Below are 23,937 nucleotides of genomic sequence, written 5' to 3'. Positions count from 1 at the left end.
GACAACGAGATTGTCACGAATCGTGCAGCTGAGTAGCTCTACTCAAGACAGCGCGGGTGGTGTTCGGGAGCCTTCGGGTATGGCCAATCCCACACCAAAGAACACTCCGGCATTCTTCGCGCAGGCGGTCGCCTCGTTCTCCATCGCCCTGTGCGCCGTCGCGATCGGGATCGTGTCGCTGCCGCTCGATCCCTGGGTTCGCGGCTTCCTCGCGTTAGGACTGCTCTACACCGTGACCTCCGCGTTCACGCTGGCCAAGTGCATCCGCGACCGGCAGGAGGACACCGCGTTGTTCAAGCGGGTGGACCAGGCGCGGCTGGACAAACTGATCACCGAACACGATCCGTTCAAGGCGGACTCGCTCTAGCAGAGCAGGCTTGTGCATTTGGTCGTCGTGGTCGTCGGCACCGACCTGGTCGTGGTGGTCGTTGTCGTCGTCGTGGTGGGCTTCGGCGACTGGGTGGTCGTGGTCGTGCTCGTGGACGACTTGGTGGTCGTCGAGGACTTCGTCGTGGCGGTGGACGTCGACGAAGGGGGCGCTTCGGCGGAGGTGGCGCCCGCGACGGTCTGGGCCTGGACGGGTGGCGGCGCCTGCGAGCGCGGCGTCCCGTCCGTGGCCACGTGCTCCAGCCGCACCGGGGGATGGCCCTCGGGGCGCTGCTGGCCGGTGACCCCCGCGGTGAAGATCGCGACCACGGCGGCTCCCAGGAACGCCCCTACGGCCATGCGTAACGGCGCGCCTTGTTGGTCGAGCACGCCACTAGCTGTATCGGGTTAACCCGTTCGGGTCAAGCGGAACGGCGATTTCTACGGTGAGTAGTAGTTCGCATGCGTTCTGCGGGGGTATGGGGGGTCGTCCCCCCAAAATTATTGCGAGCGACGTGGTTCGCGCTTTCCGCGAACAGACTTCTCCAGAGAGAGCGGACGACGGGACTCGAACCCGCGACCCTCACCTTGGCAAGGTGATGCGCTACCAACTGCGCTACGTCCGCATCGCGTCTCTGTGACGCTGGGGGGAAGTCTAGCGGATGTTCTCCACAAGTTTTTTGGGGGTGTGGCCTCACCCGTACGGGTGTCCTGCGTTCAGGGCAGGCATGAGCGATTCAGTACGGCAAAAGGCCTAGTAGATCCGGTTGTTTGGCTTACGTCTTAGGTCGCCTGTCACCAAGAGTCTTCACACTACCCACACTGGGCGACGCTCGGATGTGGCATGTTGTTCAAGGTTCGCGTGTATCCGGAGGGGAGGTACCTAGCCGGATGACCGCCACGGGCAACCCAGCCCTCGACGCTGGCGAGGAGTCGCTCCAGGACCGTGCCTTACTGGCCGCGTTGCGGGCTGGTGAGGACGCCGCCTTCGGGGAGCTGTTCTCCAGACACGCGGACGCCGTGCGCCGGCTGGCGCGCAGCCTGGCCACCGACCGGGCCGACGCGGAGGATCTCGCGGCCGAGGCCTTCTTCCGTGTCCTGCAAGCGATCCGGCGCGGTTCCGGGCCGGTCGACAACGTCCGCTCGTACCTGCTGATCGTCACCCGGCGGGTGGCGTGGGAGTGGCGCGAGCGGCGCCGGGACGTGCCGGTCTCCGACGAGGTCCTGACCCACCGGGTCGGACCGGACCCCGACACCTCCGGCCAGGCACACGAGCGCAGCCTGATCGCGCGGGCGTTCACCAGCCTGCCCGAGCGCTGGCGCAGTGTGCTGTGGAAGGTCGAGGTGGAGGGCGAGCGGCCCGCGGTGGTCGCCGACAACTTCGGCCTGAGCCCCAACGCGACGGCCGCGCTGGCCCGTCGCGCACGGCGTGGCCTGCGTGCCGCCTACCTGCAGGCGCACCTGTCCACCCACCAGGGGTCGACCGGCTGCCGGTCCATCCTGGAGAAGCTCGGCGCGTACACCGCCGGGACGATCAAGGGCGCCGAGCGCCGCCGGGTACGTGCGCACCTCGTCACGTGCTCGTCGTGTCAGTCGACACACGACGAACTCGTTGACGTGTGCGCGGGGTTGCGTTCGTACGCCGGGGTGGCCGCGGTGCCCGTCCTCGGGTTCGCCGCGCACAAGACCGGGTTCGGCGCGCTGCTCAAGGGCCTGTTCGCCAGCGCCCCCGCCAAGCTGGGCCTGGCCGCGTCCTCCGTGCTCGCCGCCGGGGTGGTCGGCGTGGTGTCCGGGGGGCATTCCGACGGCGCCCCGCTCGCGGCCCTGGACTTCACCGGCGGCGCCCCCGAGCTGTCGATCGCGCAGAGCGAGGTGTCCCATCCGACGCCGGTGTCCGGTTCGCTCAGTTCGGCCGTGCCGGTCGTGCGTGGCCGGTCGGTGAGCCGCCGGGACGTTCCGGTGCGTGGAGTGGACCAGAAGTCGCCCGCGGTAGCGCCCGCCGTGCTGCAGCAACAGCAGGACCAGCAGGCCGGGCTGCCCGCCGCCGAGGATCCCGTGCCCGCGGACCAGACGCTGGCCGGTGGCACCGAGGAGACCCGGATCCTGGTCGGCCCGGACAAGACCAGCAGCCGGGAAGCCAACTCGAACACCATCGCCGACGACCCGACACCCTGCATCGGCACGACGGAGGAGCCGCCGCCGGACAAGTCCGTCGACCCCGACGCGTCCGCGTCCGCGCCGAGGAAACCGGACCCGACCACGGAATCCACGTCGACCACAAGCTCATCACCAGGTAAGTGACAGGATCCACTTTCACCCGCGGGGCCTAACGCGGACACGGTACCGTTGATGGACCGCGGTGATCACCTACCGTGGTACGACGGCTACGCAGACGTGTCGTGGATGGAGGCCAGCATGACGCGCCTGGTGCGCAGCGTGAACGGGCGGATGTGGACCGTTCGCGGTGATCTCGAGTGGGCTCGCAAGCCCATGACGGCCGACGACTTCGAGCACGACGTGAGCGCCGGGTACGGGCCCGGCGTGGTGATGCTGTCGTTCATCGTCGTGCTGGGCGTCGTACTGGTCGCCTGGACCCCCGGCGACGTCGTGGTGCCTGCCTGGGTGGTCCTCGCCCTGCTGCTGGTGTTCCTGTTCTTCCCGGTGCGCTGGGCGCTGCGCCGGCCGTGGAAGCTGGTCGCCGAGACCGGCGACGGCACCCCGGAGGCGCCGATCGAGCGCTGGGTGGGCACGGTGCGCGGCGTGTTCAACGTCCGGACCGAGGTCGCGAAGGTGGCCAGGAACATCCAGACCGACGACATGCCCGGCTTCGACGGCCCGCTGCACCCGGTCGAGTAACGGGTGGAGTGACAGCGCTCGCCGTCCGGGTGAGACTGTCGGTGTGCCAGAACTACCTGAAGTCGAGGCGCTCGCGCACCACCTGCGGGAGTTCGCGGTGGGGCGGACGGTCGCGCGCGTCGACGTAGCCTCCTTGCAGGTGCTCAAGACGGCCTCGCCGCCGTGGACCGAGCTGCACGGCCGCACGGTGACCGGGGCCGGCCGCTACGGCAAGTACCTGGACATGGACTGCGACGGCCTGCACCTGGTCGTTCACCTCGCCCGCGCGGGCTGGCTGCGCTGGGCCGACACGCTGAGTGCCACCCCACCCAAACCGGGCAAGGGCCCGCTGGCGTTGCGCGTGCACCTCGGTCCGCCTGGTGAGGGCCCGGGTTTCGACCTGACCGAGGCGGGCACGAAGAAGGGCCTCGCGGTCTGGATCGTCACGGACGTGCGGCAGATCCCCCAGATCGTGTCCCTCGGTCCTGACGCGCTGTCACTGACCCGGGACTCGCTCGCCGACCTGTTGGCCGGCCGGACCGAACGGCTCAAGAACGCGCTGACCGACCAGCGCCTGATCGCCGGGATCGGCAACGCCTACTCCGACGAGATCATGCACACCGCCAAGCTGTCGCCCTACGCCACTGCGGGCAAGCTCGCCGACGAAGCACTCGATCGGCTGTACTCGTCGATGCAGTCCGTGCTCACCGACGCCGTCGCGCGGTCCGTGGGCCAGTCCGCCGCCCGCCTCAAGGGCGAGAAACGCTCCGGCCTGCGCGTCCACGGCCGGACCGGCATGCCATGCCCGGTCTGCGGCGACACCATCCGCGAGGTCTCCTTCGCCGACAAGGCCTTCCAGTACTGCCCCACCTGCCAGACCAACGGCAAGCCCCTCGCCGACCGCCGGATGTCCCGCCTGCTCAAGTGAGCACCAACGCGCGGCGGGGGAGAAGCAGCGGGGTGGCGAGGAGGAGGACGCCCGCGGCTGCGATGGCGATGCGGGGAGTGGTGAGGCTGGCCAGGAGGCCCCAGAGGGCGGTGATCGTGGCGATGCTGGCGGTGGTGGTGACCGTCCACGCGGTGAGCATCCGGGCCACGCGGTCGGCGGGGGTCAGTTCGAGGCGGTAAGTGGCGTAGACCGGGTTGAAGATGCCGATGCAGGTGATCAGCACCAGCTCGACCACGATCACCAGCAGCAGGCCCGTCACGCCCGGGTGGATGAACGCGAGGCCGATCGGCCAGCAGGCGCGCAGGGCACCGAACCGGCGCAGGATCTTGTCGCGGCCGAGCCGGGCGGCCAGCGGGCGGGACAGCCGGGACCCGATCAGGCCGCCGGCGCACGGCAGTCCGAACGCCAGCCCGTACTGCAGCGGCGTGAACCCCAGTTCGCCGAGCATCAGCACGGCCATCAGCGGCGCGCTGGCCATGATCAGGCCGTTGACCAGGGCCGTGTTGACGAACAGCCGTCGCAGGGAGGGGTGGCCGAGGATGAACCGCCAGCCGTCGAGCAGGTCCGGCAGGCGCGGCGGCGCTGTCCGGACCGGCTGGGGCTCGGTGCCGCCGATGGCCCGGAGTCCCAGCGCGGACAAGGCGAAGCTGACCGCGTTGGCCACGATCGTGGTCATCGGGCCGAACACGCCGATCAACCCACCGCCCAGCGGCGGCCCGAGCATGGTCGTGGTCCACAGCGTCGACTCGAACCGGCTGTTCGCGACGAGCAGATCCGATGGCGCCACAAGGGTTTTCAGGTAGGCGCCGCTGGCCGACCGGAACGCGATGTCCGACGCGGCGACCACCACCGCGACCACCAGCAGCTGCGCGAACGTGAGGATGCCGAGCACGTACGCCAGCGGAACGCTGAGCACGGCGGCGAACCGCACGAGATCCATGCCCACCATCACCGGTCGCTTGCGCCGGAACTCGATCCACGGGCCCAACGGCACCGCGATCACCGCCCCGACCGCCGTCCCCACCGCCGCCAGCGCGGAAACGGCGCCAGGCCCCACATGCAGCACCAGGATGGCCACCAACGGGAACGCGTCAAATGCCAGGTATGTCCCCAAACTGCTGACCGCGTAAGCACTCCACAACCACCCGAACCGCCGTCCCAGCATGCCCGGGATCAAACCCGGGACCCCTGGCGCCGATCAAACAACCGATGTCCCGGCGCGTCACAACCGGGCGTTGTAGGGTCGGCGGCCGTGGACCTCGTCGCCGTCCGGACCTTCGTCGCCGTCGCGGACACCGGCCAGTTCCAGCACGCCGCCACCGAGCTGGTGATCACCCAGCAGGCGGTGTCCAAACGCATTGCCGCCCTGGAGAAGGACCTCGGCACCCGGTTGTTCACCCGCACACCCCGCGGCGCCGTTCTGACGTCCGACGGCCAGGCGTTCCTGCCGCACGCGCATGCATTGCTGCAGGCCGAACAACGCGCCCGGGCGTCGGTCTGCACGGCGCGGCTGCGGGTGGACATGCTCGGCCGGTCCCTCGCCCCGGCCGCGCTGCTGCGGGACTTCCACCAAGCGCACCCGGAAATCGACCTCGATGTCGTCACGCTTTTCGGCGCTGACAAGGCGATCGCCGCGGTGCAGGCGGGCACGGTCGATGCCACAGTCCGTGCGGTGGCCTCGCCGCTGCCTGACGGTCTGCAGGCGACGAGAGTCCTGGACGAACCGATCGAGCTGCTCGTCGGCCCGGCGCACGCGCTCGCCGACGCCGACGGCGTCACCCTGAGCGACCTCGCGGCTCACCCGATCTGGATGCCGAGCCTGGTGGCCGGCACCGAATGGGACGCCTACTACCGCGACCTCGCCCGGGATTTCGGCCTGACCATCGACACCTCCGGCCCCAACTTCGGCCTGGAGGCGCTGCTGGACGCGATCGCGGCCACGACGCGGGCCACGTTCGTCGGCGAGCAGACCCGGATGCTCTGGCCGGACGGTCACAACCTGCGCCGGATCCCCCTGCACGCGCCCACCCCGGTCTACCCGCACTCGCTGATCTGGCGCACGGACAACCCCCATCCCGGACTGCACACGCTGCGCGAACACCTTGGCCGGGTGACCTCGAAACCGGGAACGTGGGTGCCGGACTGGGTCAGCCGGTGATCAGGACCTCGAGGGTGCGCGGGCCGTGCACGCCTTCGACGCGGTCCAGTTCGATGTCGCTGGTGGCCGAGGGGCCGCTGATGAACGTCAACGGCCGGTGCGGGTCGAGGCGTTCGAGCGCTTCCGGAACGGTGCCGACGATCTGCTCCGCCCGCACCACACACAGGTGGTAGTCGGGGAGCAACGACAGGGCGCGGCGGCCTTGGGCCACTCCGGCGTCGAGGACGATCGTGCCGGTCTCCGCGATCCCCACCGCGCTGCCGGTGAGCACGCCGTCGGACTGGTCGAGGTCCGTGACCGAGAGCGGCTCGTGCAGCCACGTCACCGGTGACACCAGCCACTCCTCAGGCACGTCCGCGGGAACGACAATCCGCTTGCCGGACAACGTTTCCTCGATGAACGCGGGCACCGAAGTCACGCGGTGCACCACCGCCCGGTAGTCCGCGACCCGCTCTGCGAACAGATCGATCACCGAAGGGAAGGACCGCGTTCGCTGGTAGGAACGCTCAACGACCGGCGTCGCGGGTTTGTCGGCGAGGGCGGTGCGGATGCGGCGGAGGATCTCCGCTTTGCTGTCAGCCACGGGTCCTCTTCCACCAGGCGCTGAAGGATTCCTTTGCGGGAGCGGGCAGATCGCGGCTTTGTGTCCACTGTGAACCCGGATACGGCAGCTTGCGGATCTTGCCGTCGCGCGACAGCAGCCGTCCGGCCGTGGCCAGGCGTTGGGCGATGTGGAACCGCTTCGGACCGGCCATCACCCATGACATCGCCGCCATCGAGATCGCCTCGGGGCTGAACCGGCTCTTCGCCGCCACCGCGTCCGCGCGCAGATGCACCAACACCGATGGGATGTCGATGCGCACCGGGCAGACCTCGAAACACGCCCCGCACAACGACGACGCGTACGGCAGCGAAGCGGCGTGCTTGTCGTGCATGTCGCCGCCCAGCTGCGGCGTCAGGATCGCGCCGATGGGTCCCGGGTACACCGAGCCGTAGGCCTGCCCGCCGGTCCGTTCGTACACCGGGCACACGTTCAAGCAGGCCGAACACCGGATACACCGCAACGCCTGCCGCCCGACCCGATCGGCCAAAGTGGACGTTCGGCCGTTGTCCAGCAGGATCAGGTGGAAGTTCCGCGGCCCGTCGCCGGGAGTCACCCCGGACCACACGGACGTGTAAGGGTTCATCCGCTCTGCGGTCGACGATCGGGGCAGCAGCTGCAGGAACACCTCGAGGTCCTGCCACGCGGGCACGATCTTCTCGATCCCCATCACGGTGATCAAGGTGTCCGGCAGGGTCAGGCACATCCGCCCGTTGCCCTCGGACTCCACCACGACCACGGAACCCGTTGACGCCACGGCGAAGTTGGCTCCGGACACGGCCACCTTGGCGGACAGGAACTTCTGCCGCAGGTACTTGCGCGCCGCCTCGGCCAGCTCCGGCGGCGAGTCCGTCAACTCGGCGGTGTTCGGCATACGGGCCTTGAAGATGTCCCGGATCTCGGTGCGGTTCTTGTGGATCGCGGGGACCAGGATGTGCGACGGCCGGTCGTCGCCGAGCTGCACGATCAGCTCGGCCAGGTCGGTCTCGATCGCCTCGACCCCGCCCGCCGCCAGGGCCTCGTTCAGCCCGATCTCGGCGGTGGTCATCGACTTGACCTTGACGACCTCGTCGGCGCCCGCCTCCTTGGCCAGCCGCAGCACGATCGCGTTGGCCTCGGCGGCGTCCACGGCCCAGTGCACGATCCCGCCGCGCGCGGTCACCGACTCCTCGAGCTGCTCCAGGTACGTGTCGAGATTCGCGAGCACGGAGTCCTTGATCGCCTCACCCGCGAGACGCAGCTCCTCCCAGTCCGGCAGCTCGGCGACCGCGTGCGCCCGCTTGGTGCGGATCAGTCCCGTGGCGTGCCGGAGGTTGCGCCGCAGCTGATCGTCGGCCAAGGCGGACTTCGCGGCGGTGGGGAAGGCTGGGCTGCCCAGCCAGGTCACCGGGTTGCGGTCCACGGCTCCTCCTCGGTGCTCGCCAGGATCTCGGCCAGGTGCAAGGGATGGACACCGGTCCGCAGGCGGGACAGCCCGCCGCCGATGTGCATCAGGCACGAGTTGTCGCCCGCGGTCACCACCTCGGCGGACGTGTCCAGCACCGCGGTCATCTTGTCGGCCAGCATCGCCGCGGAGACATCGGCGTTCTTCAACGCGAACGTCCCACCGAAGCCGCAGCACGTCTCGGCAGCGGGCAGTTCGGCCAGCTCAAGGCCCTTCACCGCGCGCAGCAGCCGCAGCGGCTTGTCACCGACCCCGAGCATCCGCAGCGAGTGACAAGTCGGGTGATAGGTCACCCGGTGCGGGAAGTACGCGCCGACATCCTCGACACCGAGCACATCGATCAGGAACTCCGACAGCTCATAGGTCGATCCCGGGTCCACGCCCAGCGACGGGTACACATGCCGGACCATCCCCGCGCACGACCCGGACGGCATGATCACCGCGTCATACCCGGCGAACACCTTCGAGACGTTGCGCGCCAGCGGCTTCGCCCGATCGTGGTACCCGGTGTTGTAGTGCATCTGGCCGCAGCACGTCTGGTCCATCGGGAACTCCACCGAGCAGCCCAGCCGCTCCAGCAGCCGGACCACCGCCCGCGCGGTGTCCGGGAAGAACGTGTCCGTCAGACAGGTCGCGAACAACGCGACGCGTCTGCTCTGCGGCGCGGACGGCATGGTGGGCACAGCCACACCCTGCCTCACGGATTCATCGGATGTCTACTAAACTCCTCGCAAAGCTTGCTTGCGACTAACGAGTGCCAGAGCATTGACAAGTGGTCCAGTTCCTGACCGAGCGTGTTGTCCTCGGCGTCATCGCGACGCTCGCCGTGCTCGGGCTGTTCGTCTTCCTGTGCCGGTCCCGGCGGGTGAGCACGTCGGTCGACGAAGCGCAGCTGGACGCGATTCAGCGGCTCTCCAAGGCAGCGCCCGAGCTGCGCGGCGGCCTCACCGAGGCGTCCGCGGACCAGACGGCCAAGCACCTGGTCGAGCTGCTCAAGTGCGTCGCGGTCGGGCTGAGCGACGCCAACGGCGCCCTGCTGTCGTGGGACGGCCAGGCGAACCACCACTACCGCGACCTGGCCGACGCGATCGTGGGGTCGGTCTCCCGCGGCCAGCGCGAGCACATCCAGCACGAGTCGCTGCCGTGCAGCCGGCGGGGCAGCTGCCCGATGCGCACGGCGGTCATCGTCCCGCTGATCGTGGAGGGCACCGTCGAGGGCGCCCTGATCGTCGTGGGCGGCGTGAACTCCGGCCGGCTGATGCGGATGGCCGACGAGGTGGCCAAGTTCGTCTGCATCCAGCTGGAGCTGGCCAAGCTGGACGAGGCCAAGCAGCAGCTGGCCCAGGCCGAGGCCCGGGCGCTGCGGGCGCAGATCTCGCCGCACTTCGTCTACAACGCGCTGAACACGATCTCCAGCCTGATCCGCACCGACCCCGAGCAGGCGAGGGACCTGGTCCAGGACTTCGCCGACTTCACCCGGTACTCGTTCCGCGCCTCCGGCTTCTTCACCTCGCTGTCCGACGAGCTGCGCAACATCGACCGCTACCTGACCATCGAGGCGGCCCGCTACGGCGAACGGCTGTCGGTCCGGCTGAAGATCGCGCCCGAGGTGCTGGGCGTGGTGGTGCCGTTCCTGGTGCTGCAACCGTTGGTGGAGAACGCGGTCCGGCACGGCATCGCCCGCAAGCCGGGCGGCGGCACGGTCACCGTGATCGCGCAGGACAACGGCTCCGAGGCGCTGATCAGCGTGGAGGACGACGGGGTCGGCATGGACGCCGACCGGTTGTTCGCCGACCTGCGCGACGCGCACAAGACCGGGTCGCACGTGGGTATCGGCAACATCAACCAGCGGATGAGGTCGGTTTTCGGCGACGAGTACGCGCTGATGGTGGAGACGGCGCCGGGTGCGGGGATGAAGGTCATCCTGCGGATCCCGAAGTCGCACCCGGGCGTGCGGGTCGGCCTGCCGGACTACTCGCCGCCGGACGACGACTTCGACGAGTTCGCGCCCACGCCGGGATCGCCTGCCACCAACGGCCACTCGCCGAGTTCGTGAAACCGGCCGTAATGTCGTTGCCATGAACACCATGACCGAGAACCTGCTGTCCCGGCTGCCGGGCCTGGGCGACCGGATCGAGCGCAAGCCGGTGGTCGCGGTCGTCCGGCTGCACGGGGTGATCACGCCGACCCCGTCGCCGCTCGGCCGGGGCGCGATCAACCTGAACTCGGTCGAGTCCGCGCTCAGCCGCGCGTTCGAGCACGACCGGCTGGTGGCGGTGGCGCTGGCGGTGAACTCCCCGGGCGGCGCGCCCACCCAGTCCGCTCTGGTCGCGGACCGGATCCGTCAGCTGGCCGACCGCAAGGAAGTGCCGGTGCTGGCGTTCTGCGAGGACGTCGCGGCGTCCGGCGGGTACTGGCTGGCCTGTGCGGCCGACGAGATCTACGCGCACAGCACGTCCCTGGTCGGCTCGATCGGGGTCATCTCGGCCGGGTTCGGCCTGACCGGGTTGCTGGAGCGGTTCGGCGTTGAGCGTCGCGTGCATACCGCCGGCAGCAACAAGAGCAGGCTCGACCCGTTCCAGGACGAGAAGCCGGAGGACGTCGCCTGGCTCGGCGGCCTGCAGGGCGAGCTGCACGACCAGTTCGTCGCGTGGGTCAGGCAGCGGCGCGGCGAGCGGCTGTCCGCCGACCACGACGACCTGTTCTCCGGCGAGGTGTGGACCGGCGCGAACGCGCTGAAGAGGGGCCTGGTGGACGGCCTGGGCACGATGCGCGGGCTGCTGTCCGACCGATTCCCGGATGCGGAGATCGCGATTGCCGAGCCGCGCCGCCCGCTGCTGGCGCGATTGGGTGTCGGCGGGGCCGCGATCGAGAGCGTGATTCAGGCGATCGAGTACCGGGCGACCTGGTCCCGGTTCGGACTGTGACGCTCGCTTCACTCAGCAGGGTGGCGGGCCGCCGGGACATGGACACCAAGGTGGTGGAGTCGGCACAATGCTTCCCACCGTGACGAACGAAACCGCCGCCGGGCTGGTCGTCCTCTGCGTGGACGACGAGAAAGCCGGCATAGAGATGATCAACGAGCGGCTGGAGAACAACCGGCACGTTCGCAAGATCCTTACGGCCTTCGACGCGGCTGAGGCGTTGCGCGTGCTGTCGGGCAACGACGAGGAGCTCGTGGCCCGGCGCAAGGCCGGGCTGCCCGCGGTCGACGTGGTGTTCTGCGACATCAACATGCCCGGCCTGACCGGCATGGAGATGGCGCGGGTGCTGGCCGAGTTCAACCCGCCGCCCGCCCTGGTGTTCGTCACCGGCGTCGGCGGCGACGAGGCGGTCTCCGCCTTCGAGCTGGGCGCGGTCGACTATTTACTCAAACCCCTCAACGACCAGCAGCGCGTGGACAAGTCCATCGACCGGGTGATCGCCAAGCTGCGCATGTCGGCCGCCCCGGCCGCGGCCGCGCCCTCGGCGGTGCCCGAGACCCGCGACGACGAGGTCATCCCGGTCGAGCTCGCGGGCACCACCAAGCTGGTGGCCCGCAACTCGGTGCGCTGGGTGGAGGCGCAGGGCGACTACGCCCGGCTGTACACCTCCGACGGCTCGCACCTGGTCCGGATCCCGTTGGCGCAGCTGGAAGAGCGCTGGGGCAAGGTCGGGTTCGTCCGGATCCACCGGTCCTACCTGGTGCCGTTGAACCTGATCACCGAGCTGCGGATGGGCGCGTCCGGCTACACGGTCGTGATCGGCAGCGAGGAGAAGGAGCTGCCGGTCAGCCGCCGGCACACCCGTGAGCTCAAGGACAAGCTCGTTCGCTCGCCGCGTGCCGGTTTCGGCAGCTGATGAGCCGGCATTCCGCTGGGACGGGTCCGGGGCGCGGTGCCAAGGACTCGGAGGAGAACGGCTCGGCCGGGCCGCCACCGCGGCGCAAACGCGTGGTGCTGGCGGATTCCCGGGCTCCCGTCACGGTTCTGCGCACGGTCGTCGAGCTGGAGGAGCAGACCAGCTACGGCGAGGAGCTGGTCCGCGGGTTCATCCGGGTGCAGTTGTGGACGGCTGTCCGGCTGGGCGCGATCGTGGTGTTCCTGCTCGGTGGTCTGCCCGTGTTGTTCTTCTTCATCCCCGCGATCGCGGACGTGACGCTCGCGGGTGTCCGGCTTCCTTGGCTGCTGCTCGGGGTGGCGCCGTTCCCCGTCCTGTTCGGCATTGGATACTGGTACAACGTTCTGGCCGAACGGCACGAGCGGGACTTCGTCGACATGGTCGAGAAGTAGCCGAAGGGTTTCGCGGTGAGTGGCACGGCCGTTGAGGTCAACCTGTGGGCCGTCGCCGGCATCCTGCTGGTCGCGGTGGTGACCTTCTATGTCGGTTTCCGCAGCTCACGGATGGCCAGCACGACCCAGGACTTCCTGGTGGCGCGCCGCACGGTCCGCTCGCGCCGCAACGCCGCCGCGGTCTCCGGCGAGTACCTGTCGGCCGCCTCGTTCCTCGGTGTCGCCGGTCTCGTGCTCAAGGACGGGGTCGACGCGCTGTGGTACCCGATCGGGTTCACCGCCGGCTACCTGGCGTTGATGCTGTTCGTGGCCGCGCCGTTGCGCCGGTCGGGCGCGTACACGCTGCCCGACTTCGTCGAGGCCCGGCTGGGCTCGACCGGGCTGCGCAAGCTGGCGACCGGGTTCGTGATCATCATCGGGGTGCTGTACCTGTTGCCGCAGCTGCAAAGCGCGGGACTGGTGGTGTCCCGGATCATGCCGGTGCCGACCTGGGTGGGCACTGTCGTGGTCGTGATCGTCGTGGTGGTGAACGTGCTCGGCGGCGGCATGCGCGCGATCACTGTCGTGCAGGCCTTCCAGTACTGGCTCAAGCTTTTCGCCATCGCCGCGCCCACGTTCATCATGTGCGCGCTGTTCATCGGCGGTGGCGGCGCCGGGCCGCGCGGCGAGGCAACGCTGACCGCCGAGTCGCCGCCGGTCTTCTACGAGGAGACCACGGTCCGCATCGACACCCCGGTTCGCTTGCAGATCAAGCAGGACGTGTGGCTGTGGGCGGACGGCACGGTCGACGGCGCCCCCGCGCACGGCAGCACGTTCTGGAGCGCCCTGCGCCGTGAGGTGCGGGTCGAGGCGGGCACGACGCTGAAGTTCCCGCCCACCGCCGTCGTCCCGTCGATCGTCGGCGCGACTCCGGACAACGCGAGCTGGGTGAAGCCGAATCCGGACGGCGCGAGCGACCTGTTCACCACGTACTCGCTGATATTCGCGACGTTCCTGGGCACCATGGGCCTGCCGCACGTGCTCGTGCGGTTCTACACCAACCCGGACGGCAAGGCGGCCCGGCGCACGACACTGCACGTGATGCTGTTGCTCGCGCTGTTCTACCTGTTCCCGATGATCCTGGGCGCGCTGTCCCGCATCTACGTGCCCGAGCTGCTGGTCACCGGCCGCACCGATGCCGCCGTGACCGCGCTGCCGCAGAAGCTCGTGCCAGGGGTCGCTGGGGACATCCTGGGGGCCGTGACCGCGGCCGGTGCGTTCGCGGCGTTCCTGTCCACCTCCTCCGGCCTCGTGGTGAGCGTGTCCGGCGTGCTGTCCACGGACGTGCTGCGCGGCCGCGTGCGGGACTTCCGGTGGGCCGCGATCATCGCCGGGGCGATCCCGCTGGGGCTGGCGTTCGTGCTGCGGCCCAACGACGTCTCGCTGAGCATCGGGGTGACGTTCGCGCTGGCCGCGTCCACCTTCTGCCCGGTGCTGGTGCTGGGCATCTGGTGGCGCAAGCTGACCTGGGTGGGCGCCGGGGCCGGGATGATCGTCGGCGGCGGCCTGGTGATCGCGGCGATCGTGGTCGACGTGGTCAGCCGGTACACCGGCGACTGGGCGCCCGGGTTCGTCCGCCAGCCGGCCCTGATCACCGTGCCGATCGCGTTCATCGTGGTCCTGGTGGTCAGCAAGGCGACCCATCGGCGCCTGCCCGGCGACACCAGCCGGACGCTGCTGCGGATGCACGCACCCGACCCGCTCGGGTTCATCCGGGACCGCGATGTGGCCCGGTTCGGCACGGCAGAGGAACGCGCCCGACTCGCGGACGGCCGCCACCGGAGGTAGAAAGTCCCTTGCGGAAAGTTTGCCGGTCCCCGAACGGGGTAACCGGCATTCCTCCTTTCGTGGGATAGCGATCTTGAAAAGAGTCTGAACGCCCGTCGCCGGACAAGGGCGACCGTTCACCGCATCGCCGGACCGGCTGACGAGAAGTCCCCGATCGGCGTCTTACCGGACGGTCATCTTTCTCCTTAGCGTCCGACCCGAGCGAACTGCCGAGCGGGAGGGTCAAGTGAGCAGCAGCGAACGCACCCAAGCCGATGAATCGAGCAAGTGGACGGAAGTCCAGAACAGTCCCGAGTTCGCCGACCTGCGGCACCGGCTGCGCCGGTTCGTCTTCCCGATGACCGCGGTCTTCCTGGTCTGGTACCTCGTGTACGTGCTGCTCGCGGACTACGCGCACGGGTTCATGTCCACCAAGGTCATCGGCAACATCAACGTGGCGCTGATCATGGGCGTGCTGCAGTTCGTCTCCACATTCGTGATCACCGGGCTGTACGTGCGGTATGCCGGCCGACGGCTCGACCCCAAAGCCGAGGAGATCCGCGAAGAGATCGAGGGGATGGACAAATGACCCTCGCTCAGGGCGTGTCCGGGTCCAGCCCGGCGCTGAACATCTCGATCTTCGCGGCATTCGTGGTGATCACTTTGGTGGTCGTGTTCCGCGCGTCGCGAAACCAGCGCACCGCCGCCGACTATTACGCGGCCGGCCGCGCATTCACCGGGGCGCAGAACGGGATCGCGATCTCCGGTGACTATCTGTCCGCGGCCTCGTTCCTCGGAATCGCCGGACTGATCGCGTTGAACGGCTACGACGGCTTCCTTTACTCGATCGGGTTCCTGGTCGCCTGGCTGGTGGCCCTGCTGCTCGTCGCCGAACTGCTGCGCAACACCGGCAAGTACACGATGGGCGACGTCCTCGCGTTCCGGATGCGGCAGCGTCCGGTCCGCGCCGCCGCGGCCACCTCCACGCTGATCGTCAGCGTGTTCTACCTGCTGGCCCAGATGGCCGGCGCGGGCGGCCTGGTCGCCCTGCTGCTGGGCATCAACGGCTCGGTCGGGCAGGGCGCCGTGATCGCCGTCGTAGGCGTGATCATGATCGTCTATGTGCTGGTCGGCGGCATGAAGGGCACCACCTGGGTGCAGATCATCAAGGCCACCCTGCTGCTGGTCGGCGCCGCCGCGATCACCATCTGGGTGCTCGGCAAGTACGGCCTGAACCTGTCCTCGCTGCTGGGTGACGCGGCCAAGAGCGGGTCCGTGCTGGAGCCGGGCAAGCAGTACGGCAAGACCGGCATCAGCCAGCTCGACTTCGTCTCGCTCGCGCTGGCCCTGGTGCTGGGCACCGCGGGCCTGCCGCACATCCTGATGCGCTTCTACACCGTGCCGACCGCCAAGGAGGCCCGCAAGTCCGTGGTGTGGGCGATCTGGCTGATCGGCATCTTCTACCTGTTCACCCTGGTCCTGGGCTATGGCGCGGGTGCGCTGGTCGGCCCGAAGGCGATCAACGCGGCGCCCGGCAAGGGCAACTCGGCCGCGCCGCTGCTGGCCCAGGCGCTCGGCGGGCCGGTGCTGCTCGGGCTGATCGCGGCGGTGGCGTTCGCGACGATCCTGGCCGTGGTCGCGGGCCTGACGATCACCGCGTCGGCCTCGTTCGCGCACGACATCTACGCCAACATCATCAAGAAGGGCGAGGTCGACGACAAGGCGCAGGAGGTCCGGGTCGCCCGGATCACCGCACTGGTCATCGGCGCCATCGCGATCGTCGGCGGGATCGTGGCCAACGGGCAGAACGTGGCGTTCCTGGTCGCCCTGGCGTTCGCGGTGGCCGCGTCGGCGAACCTGCCGACCATCCTGTACTCGCTGTTCTGGAAGCGGTTCAACACCTCCGGCGCGCTGTGGAGCATCTACGGCGGACTCGCGGTCTGCATCGTGCTGATCGTGTTCTCGCCCGCCGTGTCCGGCTCGGCGACCGCGATGTTCCCGAGTGCCAAGTTCGACTGGTTCCCGCTGGCCAACCCGGGCCTGGTGTCCATCCCGGTCTCGTTCATCCTCGGCTGGCTGGGCACGATCCTGTCCAAGGAGCGCAACGACGCCAAGTACGCCGAGATGGAGGTGCGCGCGCTCACCGGTGCCGGTGCTGAGCAGGCGGTTCACCACTAACTCATGCGGCACGTGGCAGCATCGTCGGCGTGAATCCGCAGAACGTGCCCTCTGTGGGCGTGGCCGAGATCCCGGCCGGCGTGACCCTGCTCGACGTGCGTGAGCTCGACGAGTGGCAGGCCGGGCACGCCCCCGAGGCGCTGCACATCCCGATGAGCGAGCTGGCCGGGCGGCTCGAGGAGCTGCCGTCGGACAAGGACGTCTACGTGGTGTGCCGTAGTGGTGGCCGGTCCGCCAGGGTCACCCAGTACCTCAACGGCAACGGCTGGGACGCGGTGAACATCGACGGTGGCATGCAGTCCTGGGCCGCCCAGGGCAAGCCGATGGTCAGCGACGGCGACGCCGAGCCCGAGGTCATCTAGGTGGCGTTCCGGCCGCACCGCCCGCCGAGGATGCGCTGGGTGGCGACTCCGCCGCCCGGTGCGTACCAGCGCGGTGGTGCGACCCCCCGGCCGCGCCCGTACTCAGGCCCGCCCGCGTACCCGACGCCGCCGCGGTGGGGGTTCCCCAGCCTGGCCTGGCGCTGGCCGCGGTCGGTCCCGGGTACGGCGGTCGAAGGCCCGCCCGCGGTCGAACGCGTCCGCGTGCTGGCCAAGCACACGTCGGCCATGCTGTGGCTGCTGGCGGGCGTGTCCGCGGTGGCCGGGCTTTCCGAGATCTGGCGGTACGTGCTGCTGCTGCAGAGCCGGTATGGCGCATTGAGCAGCGGCGTTGTGTCGGTGTCCGACACGTTCGTGTACACCGGGGCCAGCCTGGCGCTGGCTGTAGGTGTCATAGCAGTCGCGTTGACCGTGTGGTGGCTGTATGTGGCCCGCCTGGCCGCGACTGAGGTCGCCGGCTACAAGCCCGCCCGGACCGACAAGCAGTTCTTCCTCGGCCTGCTCATTCCCGGGGTGAACTTGGCCGTGGCCGGGTCCGTACTGGCTGAACTGGAGCACGCGGCCCAGCGCGGTGGTGAGGGTGTCCGGCCGAAGCCGAGCAAGCTGCTCAAGTGGTGGTGGGGGCTGTGGATCGCCGACGGCGTGTTCACCGCGCTGTCTGTCATCTGGCGGTTCCGCGGCGGTGTGCAGGCCCAGGCCGACGGCGTGCTGTTCGCCATCGTGACCGATGGTCTCGCCGCGGCCCTTGCCGTGTTGACCGTGCTCCTCGTGCGACGGCTGGTGCGGTTGCTGGCCCCGATCGACCTCAGCGCGATCCGGCTGATGCGGGTCATCAAGGTCACCGACGCACCCGAACCGGAGCTGCGCGCGACCCGCTCGTGGGGGTCGGCGCGCTGATGCAACCCGGTCGGCGGGAACGGCGTTCATAGCGCGACCGCAGACACATGGGGGCCGGGTGGCACGCTACGACGACGAGTTCGCCGAGTTCTTCGCCGCGCGCTTCGACAGGACCAGACGCATGGCCTACGCGCTGTGCGCGAACTGGAGCGAAGCCGAGGAGCTGGCGCAGAACGGTTTTGTCCGCCTGTACTCGCACTGGCCGCGGGTCGTGCACCAGAACCCGGAGGCCTACCTGCGCACGACTGTGATCCGGCTGTTCCTCGACGGCCGTCGCCGCCAGCGCAAACGCGAACACTTGGTGGCTGAGCCACCGGATACGCCGCTGCACCATGACCAGGCGTACGACGACCGGCAACCCCTCATCGCCGCCATGCAGCAGCTGCCACCACGGCAACGGGCAGTGCTCGTTCTGCGGATCGTCCAGGACATGTCGGTCGAACAGGTGGCAGAGGCCATGCGCTGCGCACCAGGAACAGTGAAGAGCCAGATGGCTCGAGGTCTGGCCACCCTGCGGGCGGCTTATTTGAACGTAGGTGGGGTGTGATGGAGCAGCAGCTGCCGGAGAAACTGCGCGCGGAACTGGACGCCCCCGCGCCCGCCGTCCAGACCTCGTTGTCCGACATCATGCGCCGTGGCCTGCGCCGCCGCAGGCTCCGCCAGACCGGTTCGGCGGCCGTGTCCCTCGCGGTCGTCGCCGGGGTCGGGGTGCTCGCGATGACGTTGGGCGGCAAGGACACCCGGCTCAACCAGCCCGCGGAGCCGACCGGCGTGGCGACCACGACGGCCGGGGTGTGGCCACAGGCGAACCTGCCCGAGCACGTGCCGTACGGCACCTGGACCCCGGCGAGCACGGCCCCGCCGCCACCGGGCTTCCCGCAGGTGGCGATCCCGTTGTGCGACAGCGACACCGGCGGCTGGCTGGACTTCCCCGAGGCCAAGGTGCCCGCGGCGTTCGGCGAGCAGGTGGTGGCGAAACTGCGGGCGGCCGCGCCGAAGTCGTCGATCGGGGTGCTCACCCCGGACATGCCGCCGAAGGCCAGCCGGTCCTACGGGCTGCGAGTGGACATCCGCGACCCGGCGGGCGTGGGCAGCCTGTGGATCCGGGCGGGCAGCTTCACCGACACACCGCTCACGCAGGCCAACCGCCAGGCCTACGCGGAAGGCAACTGCCGCCCGCCCCAGCGAACCCTGCTGCAGGACGGCACCGTCCTGCAGATCTACCCGTACCGGGCGATGGAGCCGTACCAGACCCTGACGCAGACCTTGGTCATCTATCGCCCCGACGGGCGGCTGTACAGCATCAGCCAGTGGAGCGACGGCAGCGTGGACGTCCGGCCCGACCCCAAACAGCCCTCGATGTGGGAACGGATCGGCAAGGGCCGTGGCACGCTGCCGCTCACCGAACAGCAGCTTGCCGCGGTGGGCATCGGCGTGGCTGGGTCGTGAGGACGAGGCCCGCTTGGGTCGCGCGAGCGAGGCCTTGTGGGCGTCGCTCGATCCATACTGACGGGCGTGCGTGTTCGTGAGCTGCTGGTGGCCGCTGTCGTTGTAGTTGTGACCGTGGTGCCCGTTGCGCTGACGTCGTCATGGGGTGCTGTGGGGTTGGCCGTGCTGGCGTCGGCTCCTGCAGTGTGGACGTGGCGGAAGCCGTTGGCCGTGGGTCTGGTTGTCGGTGTGGCGACTACGGTGCTCGCCGCTGTGTACACGGCGCCGTTAGTGCCTGCCGGGCCATTGCTAGCGATCTACGTCATCGCCGCGGAGTTGTCGGCATTGTGGCGAGTCGTGTGCGTTGTGGTGACGGTCGCCGGGGTGACCATTTCGGTGGTTCTGCCCGGGGACGGCAGCCTGGACACCTATCGGTACCTCGGCGTCGTCTACGCGGCTGCCTTCGCGTTGGGGACGAACACGCGAGCACGGGCGGCGGCAGTGCGGGAGGAACGGGCCGCGGCCGCCGAGCGGGAACGCATCCGGATCGCGCGGGACATGCACGACATCATCACGCACTCGGTCGGGATGATGGTGGTTCAGGCCGAGGCCGGTCCGCTCGTGGTCCGCAGCGATCCCGCGCGGGCGGAGGCGGCTTTCGAGGCCATCGCGGACACCGGCCGGGGCGCGATCGCGCAACTGCGTTCAGCGGTGGCGGCTTTGCGTTCACCCGGCGTGGAATCGGTGGCTTCGCTGGTGTCGACGACCAAAGGGGCCGAGTTGGAGGTCGTCGGCCGGCCCCGGCCGGTATCGTCCGAAGTGGACACTGCGGTCTACCGGGTCGTGCAGGAGTCGTTGACGAACGTCGTGCGGCACGCGTCGGCCTCACACGTGTGGGTCCGGTTGCAGTGGCGGGAACGGAGTCTGGGGGTGGACGTGGTCGACGACGGGCGCGGGCCGAACGGCCAGTCCGGTGGGTTCGGCCTGCTGGGCATGCGGGAACGGGTCGCCGCGTGTGGCGGGACGTTGCGGACCGGGCCCGGGCCGGGCGGGGCCGGGTTCGCCGTGCACGCGAGCCTGCCGATCTGATGCTGCGCGTTCTCGTGGTCGACGACCAGGACCTGTTCCGCGGCGGGTTCGCGATGATCCTGGCCGCTCAACCGGATATGGCCGTCGTGGGCGAGGCGGCTGATGGCTTCGAGGCGGTCCGGCTGTCGGTGGAGCTGGCGCCGGACATCGTGTTGATGGACATCCGGATGCCCGGGATGGACGGCGTCCAGGCCACCCAGCGGATCTGCCGCGAGACGGCCGCGAAGGTCATCGTGCTGACCATGTTCGATGTGGACGAATACGTGTACGCAGCTTTGTCCCATGGCGCGAGTGGGTTCCTGCTCAAGGACATTCGCCGGGACGACCTGGTCAACGCGGTCCGGTTGATTGCCGCGGGCGACGCTTTGCTTGCGCCGAGCGTCACCCGGCGGCTGATCGCGGACCTCAGTCGGCGCGGGCATGCCGTGCCCGCGTTGGCCGCGCGTCTCAACGAGCTGACCGATCGGGAGCGGGAGACGTTGCGGCAGCTGGCCCGCGGACTGTCCAATGCGGAGATCGCGGCAGCGCTGCAGCTCAGCGAGCACACCGTGAAAACGCATGTGAGCAACCTGCTCAGCAAGCTAGGGCTGCGGGATCGGGCCCAGGCGGTCGTTTTCGCCTACGAGTCCGGTCTGGTCATCGCGGGCCAGTCGTGACTCACTCTTGTCGGCGATCCGGTTCGCCGGTTGGGCCAGCAGGCTGGATGCATGAAACTTCTGGGTCTTCTCGTCGCGGCCGGGCTAGTGGTTGCACCGACTGCGGTCAGCGCGGCCCCTGCCGACCGGGGTTGTGCGACAACGACATCGTTAGGTCGAGTAGTCGGTAAGTCGACAAAGAGTCTTTGTGTCTACAGTGGAGTCCCGTACGCGGCGGCTCCCGTCGGTGACCTCAGGTTCCGTCCACCCCAACCGGTCCGGCCGTGGGGGACGTTGACGGCCACCGACAACACCAAGGTGTGCCCGCAGTTCCGAGACACCATGACCGAGGAATACCCGGACGACAAGCCGATCTACACCGACGAGGACTGCCTGCGGCTGAACATCTGGGCACCGCGCACACCCGGAAAGCACCCGGTGATCGTGTTCTCGCACGGCGGTGCGGCCCGGTTCGGCACGGGCAACGAACCTCGGTACGCAGGCACTCAACTAGCCGACACAGGCGACGCTGTCGTGGTCACGTTGAACTACCGGTTGGGACTACTGGGCTGGGGTGAACTTGGCGGGTTGGATCCGGCCTACGCGGGTTCGGGGAACAACGGGGTGCGCGACCAGATCGCGGCACTGGAGTGGGTGCAACAGCACATCGCGGACTTCGGCGGGGATCCGCGCAATGTCACCGCGATGGGCCAGTCCGAGGGCGCGTTCTCGCTGAGCGCGATCCTGGCGACCGACAACCCGCAACGCCTGTTCCGCCGGGTCATCCTGGAGAGCGGCAGCGGCTACATGATCCATTCTCCGCAGCTCCAAGCCAGTTTCGCGGCTCGTCTCAAGGGACTCAGTGTCTCCACGTTGAAGGCAATGAGCCCGTCGGACCTGCTTGGCTTGCAGGAGAAGCTGATCGGTCCAGGTGCCGTGGGCGGAGCCGTCTACTTTGGACCTGCGATCGACGGGACGCTGATCAAGGCACCGCTCATCGACCGGATCCGAGCCGGGGGCGCACGCGGGATCGACGTGCTGATCGGGACCAACCGTGACGAGATGCAATTCTTCGCCCAGCTCGACCCTTCGTTGCTGAACTTCACCCAAGAGCAGTACAACGCGCTGTTCCCAGCGCAGCTGGCTGCTCGGCGCGAGCAGATGATCCGCACGTATCGAGCCGGACGGCCCGGGCAGAGCGAGTCGGACATCGCGTTGGCCATGCTGAACGACCAGGCCATGCGGGTTCCCGCGACCCGGATCGCCGCCGAGCAGAGCCGTTGGGCGCGAACGTATCTGTATCAGTTCGACTGGTCGCCAGCTGGCGGGCTGGGTGCGATCCACACCGCTGAGCTGCCGTTCGTGTTCGGATCACTGAGTTTCACCGGCATCCCCGGTGGCGCGGTGTCCGGTCCGGTGCGGCAGTTGTCCCGGCAGATGGTGTGTTCGTGGACGTCGTTCGCCCGGTCCGGCGATCCGGGCTGGCCGCGGTACAGCACGACCAGCCGGATCACCCGGATCTGGGACACCCCAAGCCGGATCGCCTCGGCACCAAGGGATGCCGAGCGAGCGGCCTGGGACGGGTACGACTTCCCGTCCCTGGCGTTGAACTTCTAGCCCGCCTTCTGGAACTCGAAGGACTTGGCCGCATCGGAGGTGAAGTTCACCTTCACCGACTTGAGGCCGAACGGTTTCGACGGGTCGACCGCGAACAACGTGTTGACCCGTGGCGGGTTGCGGGTCTCGGCGGGGCCGTACTGGTAGTCCCCGCTGAGGCCCTCGAACGACACCGTGCCGAGCTGCTTGGACGCCTCGAGGATGCCGTCGCGGGACAGGTTGCCCAGCTGGACGGCCTTCTCCAGCACGGCGGTCATCGCGCGGCCCTGGTTGTAGCCGAACGCCAGGTAGTAGTCGGGCTGCTGGCCCGGCCCGAACTTGGCCATCCCGTCGACCATGCCCTTCATCCCGGGCACCTTCTCGTCGCCCCACTCCGTGCCCTCGGCCACGATCAACGTGGTCTGCTGCAGGTACGGGGTGAGCGGCGACTTGGCAAGCGCGGCCGCGTAGGCGGGGGACTGGGCGTACCACTTCGGTGCGAACCGGGCCTGCGCGGCCGTGCCCCAGATCTTGCCCGCGTCACTGGGCGTCGCGGTGAGGAACACCATCTGGCAGCCGGCCCCGGCCAGCGCCTGGATCTGGCCGGCGAAGTTCTCCGTGCCGGTCTTGTACCGCTGGGTGGTGGCGATCGAGAAACCGTACTTCTGGGCGGCGAAGGTGAGGCCCGCCAGCCCGGCCTCGCCGTACACGTCGTCCTGGATCATGTTGCAGATCTTGGAGTCCTTCGTGCCGCCGCCCTCGGTCAGGTAGTAGTCGATCGAGTTGATGACCTGGATCTGGTAGGGCGCGCCGACCGGCAGCAGGTTCGGCTCACGCACCCAGAACGCGTCCAGCGACGCGGGCGCGGCCAGCACCTTGTCGGTCTTGAGCTGGGGCAGCACCGCGAGGGTCGGCGCGGTGCCCAGCACCTGGGTGAACGCGACCACGTTGCCCTTGATCTTGTTGTACTGCTGGACGGTCACGTCCGGCTTGTACTGGGTGTCCTCCTGGACCAGCTCGACCTTGTACTTGCCCGCGACGCCGCCCTTGGCGTTGAGCGCGTCGAACCAGATCTTGTTGCCCGCGGTCAGCGGCAGCCCGATCACCGCCACCGGGCCGGACAACGGACTCAGCACACCGAGCTTGATCGTCGTGCCGTCGAACCCCGCCGTGCTCTGCGGGGCCCCCGCGGTGCCACCGCTCGCACCGCCACTCTTGTCGCCCGCGCCGCCGCATGCTGCGACCAGCAGCGCGGCGGCCACCGCCAGTGTGATCATGCCTCGCATGGCAACTCCTCCTTGAGT

25 protein-coding genes and 1 tRNA gene are annotated in these 23,937 nt (G+C 69.0%); 19 read left to right on the top strand and 7 right to left on the bottom strand.

Features of this window, described 5'->3' with window-relative positions; all coding sequences use genetic code 11:
• Positions 1-79 precede the first annotated feature (79 nt).
• Positions 80-367 carry a YiaA/YiaB family inner membrane protein gene (locus AB0J95_RS04110; protein ID WP_364751999.1) on the top strand — a complete coding sequence of 96 codons (288 nt, stop codon included), beginning with the start codon at positions 80-82 and terminating at the stop codon, positions 365-367.
• On the opposite strand, the gene AB0J95_RS04105 is transcribed toward AB0J95_RS04110, so the two are convergent.
• Together AB0J95_RS04105 and AB0J95_RS04100 are read right to left on the bottom strand one after the other, a co-directional pair.
• Complete coding sequence (locus tag AB0J95_RS04105) at positions 364-756, bottom strand: hypothetical protein (RefSeq protein WP_364751996.1); 393 nt, start codon at positions 754-756, stop codon at positions 364-366. The genes AB0J95_RS04110 and AB0J95_RS04105 overlap by 4 nt on opposite strands.
• A gap of 163 nt (positions 757-919) precedes the next feature.
• Positions 920-992, bottom strand: a tRNA-Gly gene (locus AB0J95_RS04100).
• A 265-nt stretch (positions 993-1,257) separates the two neighbouring features.
• On the opposite strand from AB0J95_RS04100, the gene AB0J95_RS04095 reads away from it, so the two are divergent.
• From AB0J95_RS04095 to AB0J95_RS04085, 3 genes are all read left to right on the top strand, one after another.
• On the top strand, positions 1,258-2,667 hold the full coding sequence (locus AB0J95_RS04095) for a sigma-70 family RNA polymerase sigma factor (protein ID WP_364751993.1): 1,410 nt from the start codon (positions 1,258-1,260) through the stop codon (positions 2,665-2,667).
• A gap of 114 nt (positions 2,668-2,781) precedes the next feature.
• Positions 2,782-3,222 carry a DUF983 domain-containing protein gene (locus AB0J95_RS04090; RefSeq protein ID WP_364751990.1) on the top strand — a complete coding sequence of 147 codons (441 nt, stop codon included), beginning with the start codon at positions 2,782-2,784 and terminating at the stop codon, positions 3,220-3,222.
• A 43-nt stretch (positions 3,223-3,265) separates the two neighbouring features.
• A complete protein-coding gene (locus tag AB0J95_RS04085) occupies positions 3,266-4,129 on the top strand; it encodes a DNA-formamidopyrimidine glycosylase family protein (protein WP_364751987.1) in 864 nt (287 codons plus the stop codon).
• Here the strand turns inward: AB0J95_RS04085 and AB0J95_RS04080 are convergent.
• The gene (locus AB0J95_RS04080; protein WP_364751984.1) at positions 4,122-5,315 is read right to left on the bottom strand and encodes an MFS transporter; all 1,194 of its coding nucleotides are present in this window, start codon (positions 5,313-5,315) and stop codon (positions 4,122-4,124) included. The two genes, AB0J95_RS04085 and AB0J95_RS04080, sit on opposite strands and share 8 nt — an antisense overlap.
• An 87-nt stretch (positions 5,316-5,402) precedes the next feature.
• Here AB0J95_RS04080 and AB0J95_RS04075 point away from each other — a divergent pair, with 87 nt between their 5' ends.
• The gene (locus AB0J95_RS04075; RefSeq protein ID WP_364751981.1) at positions 5,403-6,308 is read left to right on the top strand and encodes a LysR family transcriptional regulator; all 906 of its coding nucleotides are present in this window, start codon (positions 5,403-5,405) and stop codon (positions 6,306-6,308) included.
• Here the strand turns inward: AB0J95_RS04075 and AB0J95_RS04070 are convergent.
• The 3 genes from AB0J95_RS04070 to AB0J95_RS04060 are packed head-to-tail and all read right to left on the bottom strand — an operon-like array spanning position 6,298 to position 9,027.
• Positions 6,298-6,891, bottom strand: a complete 594-nt coding sequence (locus tag AB0J95_RS04070) for a lactate utilization protein C (protein WP_364751979.1) — start codon at positions 6,889-6,891, stop codon at positions 6,298-6,300. The genes AB0J95_RS04075 and AB0J95_RS04070 overlap by 11 nt on opposite strands.
• Positions 6,884-8,311: a LutB/LldF family L-lactate oxidation iron-sulfur protein gene (locus AB0J95_RS04065; RefSeq protein WP_364751976.1), complete on the bottom strand. Its 1,428-nt coding sequence runs from the start codon at positions 8,309-8,311 to the stop codon at positions 6,884-6,886. The genes AB0J95_RS04070 and AB0J95_RS04065 overlap by 8 nt, the downstream gene beginning before the upstream one ends.
• Positions 8,293-9,027: a (Fe-S)-binding protein gene (locus tag AB0J95_RS04060; RefSeq protein WP_364753467.1), complete on the bottom strand. Its 735-nt coding sequence runs from the start codon at positions 9,025-9,027 to the stop codon at positions 8,293-8,295. Before AB0J95_RS04060 ends, AB0J95_RS04065 begins: the two co-directional genes overlap by 19 nt.
• Before the next feature lie 98 nt (positions 9,028-9,125).
• Here AB0J95_RS04060 and AB0J95_RS04055 point away from each other — a divergent pair, with 98 nt between their 5' ends.
• From AB0J95_RS04055 to AB0J95_RS03990, 14 genes are all read left to right on the top strand, one after another.
• Complete coding sequence (locus AB0J95_RS04055; RefSeq protein WP_364751973.1) at positions 9,126-10,409, top strand: histidine kinase; 1,284 nt, start codon at positions 9,126-9,128, stop codon at positions 10,407-10,409.
• 22 nt (positions 10,410-10,431) lie between these two features.
• The gene (locus AB0J95_RS04050; protein ID WP_364751970.1) at positions 10,432-11,280 is read left to right on the top strand and encodes a S49 family peptidase; all 849 of its coding nucleotides are present in this window, start codon (positions 10,432-10,434) and stop codon (positions 11,278-11,280) included.
• Between the two features lie 67 nt (positions 11,281-11,347).
• Positions 11,348-12,193, top strand: coding sequence for a LytTR family DNA-binding domain-containing protein (locus tag AB0J95_RS04045; RefSeq protein WP_364751967.1), 846 nt, complete (start codon positions 11,348-11,350; stop codon positions 12,191-12,193).
• Positions 12,193-12,624: a hypothetical protein gene (locus tag AB0J95_RS04040; RefSeq protein ID WP_364751964.1), complete on the top strand. Its 432-nt coding sequence runs from the start codon at positions 12,193-12,195 to the stop codon at positions 12,622-12,624. The genes AB0J95_RS04045 and AB0J95_RS04040 overlap by 1 nt, the downstream gene beginning before the upstream one ends.
• A 111-nt stretch (positions 12,625-12,735) precedes the next feature.
• Positions 12,736-14,451: a cation acetate symporter gene (locus tag AB0J95_RS04035; RefSeq protein ID WP_364753464.1), complete on the top strand. Its 1,716-nt coding sequence runs from the start codon at positions 12,736-12,738 to the stop codon at positions 14,449-14,451.
• A 226-nt stretch (positions 14,452-14,677) separates the two neighbouring features.
• The gene (locus AB0J95_RS04030; RefSeq protein ID WP_364751961.1) at positions 14,678-15,019 is read left to right on the top strand and encodes a DUF485 domain-containing protein; all 342 of its coding nucleotides are present in this window, start codon (positions 14,678-14,680) and stop codon (positions 15,017-15,019) included.
• Complete coding sequence (locus AB0J95_RS04025; RefSeq protein WP_364751958.1) at positions 15,016-16,608, top strand: cation acetate symporter; 1,593 nt, start codon at positions 15,016-15,018, stop codon at positions 16,606-16,608. The genes AB0J95_RS04030 and AB0J95_RS04025 overlap by 4 nt, the downstream gene beginning before the upstream one ends.
• Before the next feature lie 29 nt (positions 16,609-16,637).
• Positions 16,638-16,970 carry a rhodanese-like domain-containing protein gene (locus AB0J95_RS04020; protein ID WP_364751955.1) on the top strand — a complete coding sequence of 111 codons (333 nt, stop codon included), beginning with the start codon at positions 16,638-16,640 and terminating at the stop codon, positions 16,968-16,970.
• A gap of 30 nt (positions 16,971-17,000) precedes the next feature.
• Positions 17,001-17,885: a DUF4328 domain-containing protein gene (locus AB0J95_RS04015; RefSeq protein WP_364753462.1), complete on the top strand. Its 885-nt coding sequence runs from the start codon at positions 17,001-17,003 to the stop codon at positions 17,883-17,885.
• 58 nt (positions 17,886-17,943) lie between these two features.
• A complete protein-coding gene (locus AB0J95_RS04010; protein ID WP_364751952.1) occupies positions 17,944-18,432 on the top strand; it encodes a SigE family RNA polymerase sigma factor in 489 nt (162 codons plus the stop codon).
• Positions 18,432-19,334, top strand: a complete 903-nt coding sequence (locus AB0J95_RS04005) for a hypothetical protein (protein WP_364751949.1) — start codon at positions 18,432-18,434, stop codon at positions 19,332-19,334. Before AB0J95_RS04010 ends, AB0J95_RS04005 begins: the two co-directional genes overlap by 1 nt.
• A gap of 66 nt (positions 19,335-19,400) precedes the next feature.
• Positions 19,401-20,402: a histidine kinase gene (locus AB0J95_RS04000; RefSeq protein ID WP_364751946.1), complete on the top strand. Its 1,002-nt coding sequence runs from the start codon at positions 19,401-19,403 to the stop codon at positions 20,400-20,402.
• Positions 20,402-21,058, top strand: a complete 657-nt coding sequence (locus AB0J95_RS03995) for a response regulator transcription factor (RefSeq protein WP_364751943.1) — start codon at positions 20,402-20,404, stop codon at positions 21,056-21,058. The genes AB0J95_RS04000 and AB0J95_RS03995 overlap by 1 nt, the downstream gene beginning before the upstream one ends.
• Positions 21,059-21,109: 51 nt before the next feature.
• On the top strand, positions 21,110-22,654 hold the full coding sequence (locus tag AB0J95_RS03990) for a carboxylesterase family protein (RefSeq protein ID WP_364751940.1): 1,545 nt from the start codon (positions 21,110-21,112) through the stop codon (positions 22,652-22,654).
• Here the strand turns inward: AB0J95_RS03990 and AB0J95_RS03985 are convergent.
• Positions 22,651-23,919, bottom strand: a complete 1,269-nt coding sequence (locus AB0J95_RS03985) for an ABC transporter substrate-binding protein (RefSeq protein ID WP_364751937.1) — start codon at positions 23,917-23,919, stop codon at positions 22,651-22,653. The genes AB0J95_RS03990 and AB0J95_RS03985 overlap by 4 nt on opposite strands.
• Positions 23,920-23,937 lie beyond the last annotated feature (18 nt).

The sequence above is a fragment of the Actinocrispum sp. NPDC049592 genome, from assembly GCF_040675465.1.
Lineage (GTDB): Bacteria > Actinomycetota > Actinomycetes > Mycobacteriales > Pseudonocardiaceae > Kibdelosporangium.
This window is presented reverse-complemented; position numbering and strand designations above follow the sequence as displayed.

Coding starts and splice junctions, on each gene's coding strand:
- AB0J95_RS04110 (WP_364751999.1), top strand. CDS start 80: ATGGCCAATCCCACACCAAAGAACACTCCGGCATTCTTCGCGCAGGCG.
- AB0J95_RS04095 (WP_364751993.1), top strand. CDS start 1,258: ATGACCGCCACGGGCAACCCAGCCCTCGACGCTGGCGAGGAGTCGCTC.
- AB0J95_RS04090 (WP_364751990.1), top strand. CDS start 2,782: ATGACGCGCCTGGTGCGCAGCGTGAACGGGCGGATGTGGACCGTTCGC.
- AB0J95_RS04080 (WP_364751984.1), bottom strand. CDS start 5,315: ATGCTGGGACGGCGGTTCGGGTGGTTGTGGAGTGCTTACGCGGTCAGC.
- AB0J95_RS04060 (WP_364753467.1), bottom strand. CDS start 9,027: ATGCCGTCCGCGCCGCAGAGCAGACGCGTCGCGTTGTTCGCGACCTGT.
- AB0J95_RS04050 (WP_364751970.1), top strand. CDS start 10,432: ATGAACACCATGACCGAGAACCTGCTGTCCCGGCTGCCGGGCCTGGGC.
- AB0J95_RS04045 (WP_364751967.1), top strand. CDS start 11,348: ATGCTTCCCACCGTGACGAACGAAACCGCCGCCGGGCTGGTCGTCCTC.
- AB0J95_RS04040 (WP_364751964.1), top strand. CDS start 12,193: ATGAGCCGGCATTCCGCTGGGACGGGTCCGGGGCGCGGTGCCAAGGAC.
- AB0J95_RS04035 (WP_364753464.1), top strand. CDS start 12,736: ATGGCCAGCACGACCCAGGACTTCCTGGTGGCGCGCCGCACGGTCCGC.
- AB0J95_RS04025 (WP_364751958.1), top strand. CDS start 15,016: ATGACCCTCGCTCAGGGCGTGTCCGGGTCCAGCCCGGCGCTGAACATC.
- AB0J95_RS04015 (WP_364753462.1), top strand. CDS start 17,001: ATGCGCTGGGTGGCGACTCCGCCGCCCGGTGCGTACCAGCGCGGTGGT.
- AB0J95_RS04005 (WP_364751949.1), top strand. CDS start 18,432: ATGGAGCAGCAGCTGCCGGAGAAACTGCGCGCGGAACTGGACGCCCCC.
- AB0J95_RS03995 (WP_364751943.1), top strand. CDS start 20,402: ATGCTGCGCGTTCTCGTGGTCGACGACCAGGACCTGTTCCGCGGCGGG.
- AB0J95_RS03990 (WP_364751940.1), top strand. CDS start 21,110: ATGAAACTTCTGGGTCTTCTCGTCGCGGCCGGGCTAGTGGTTGCACCG.
- AB0J95_RS03985 (WP_364751937.1), bottom strand. CDS start 23,919: ATGCGAGGCATGATCACACTGGCGGTGGCCGCCGCGCTGCTGGTCGCA.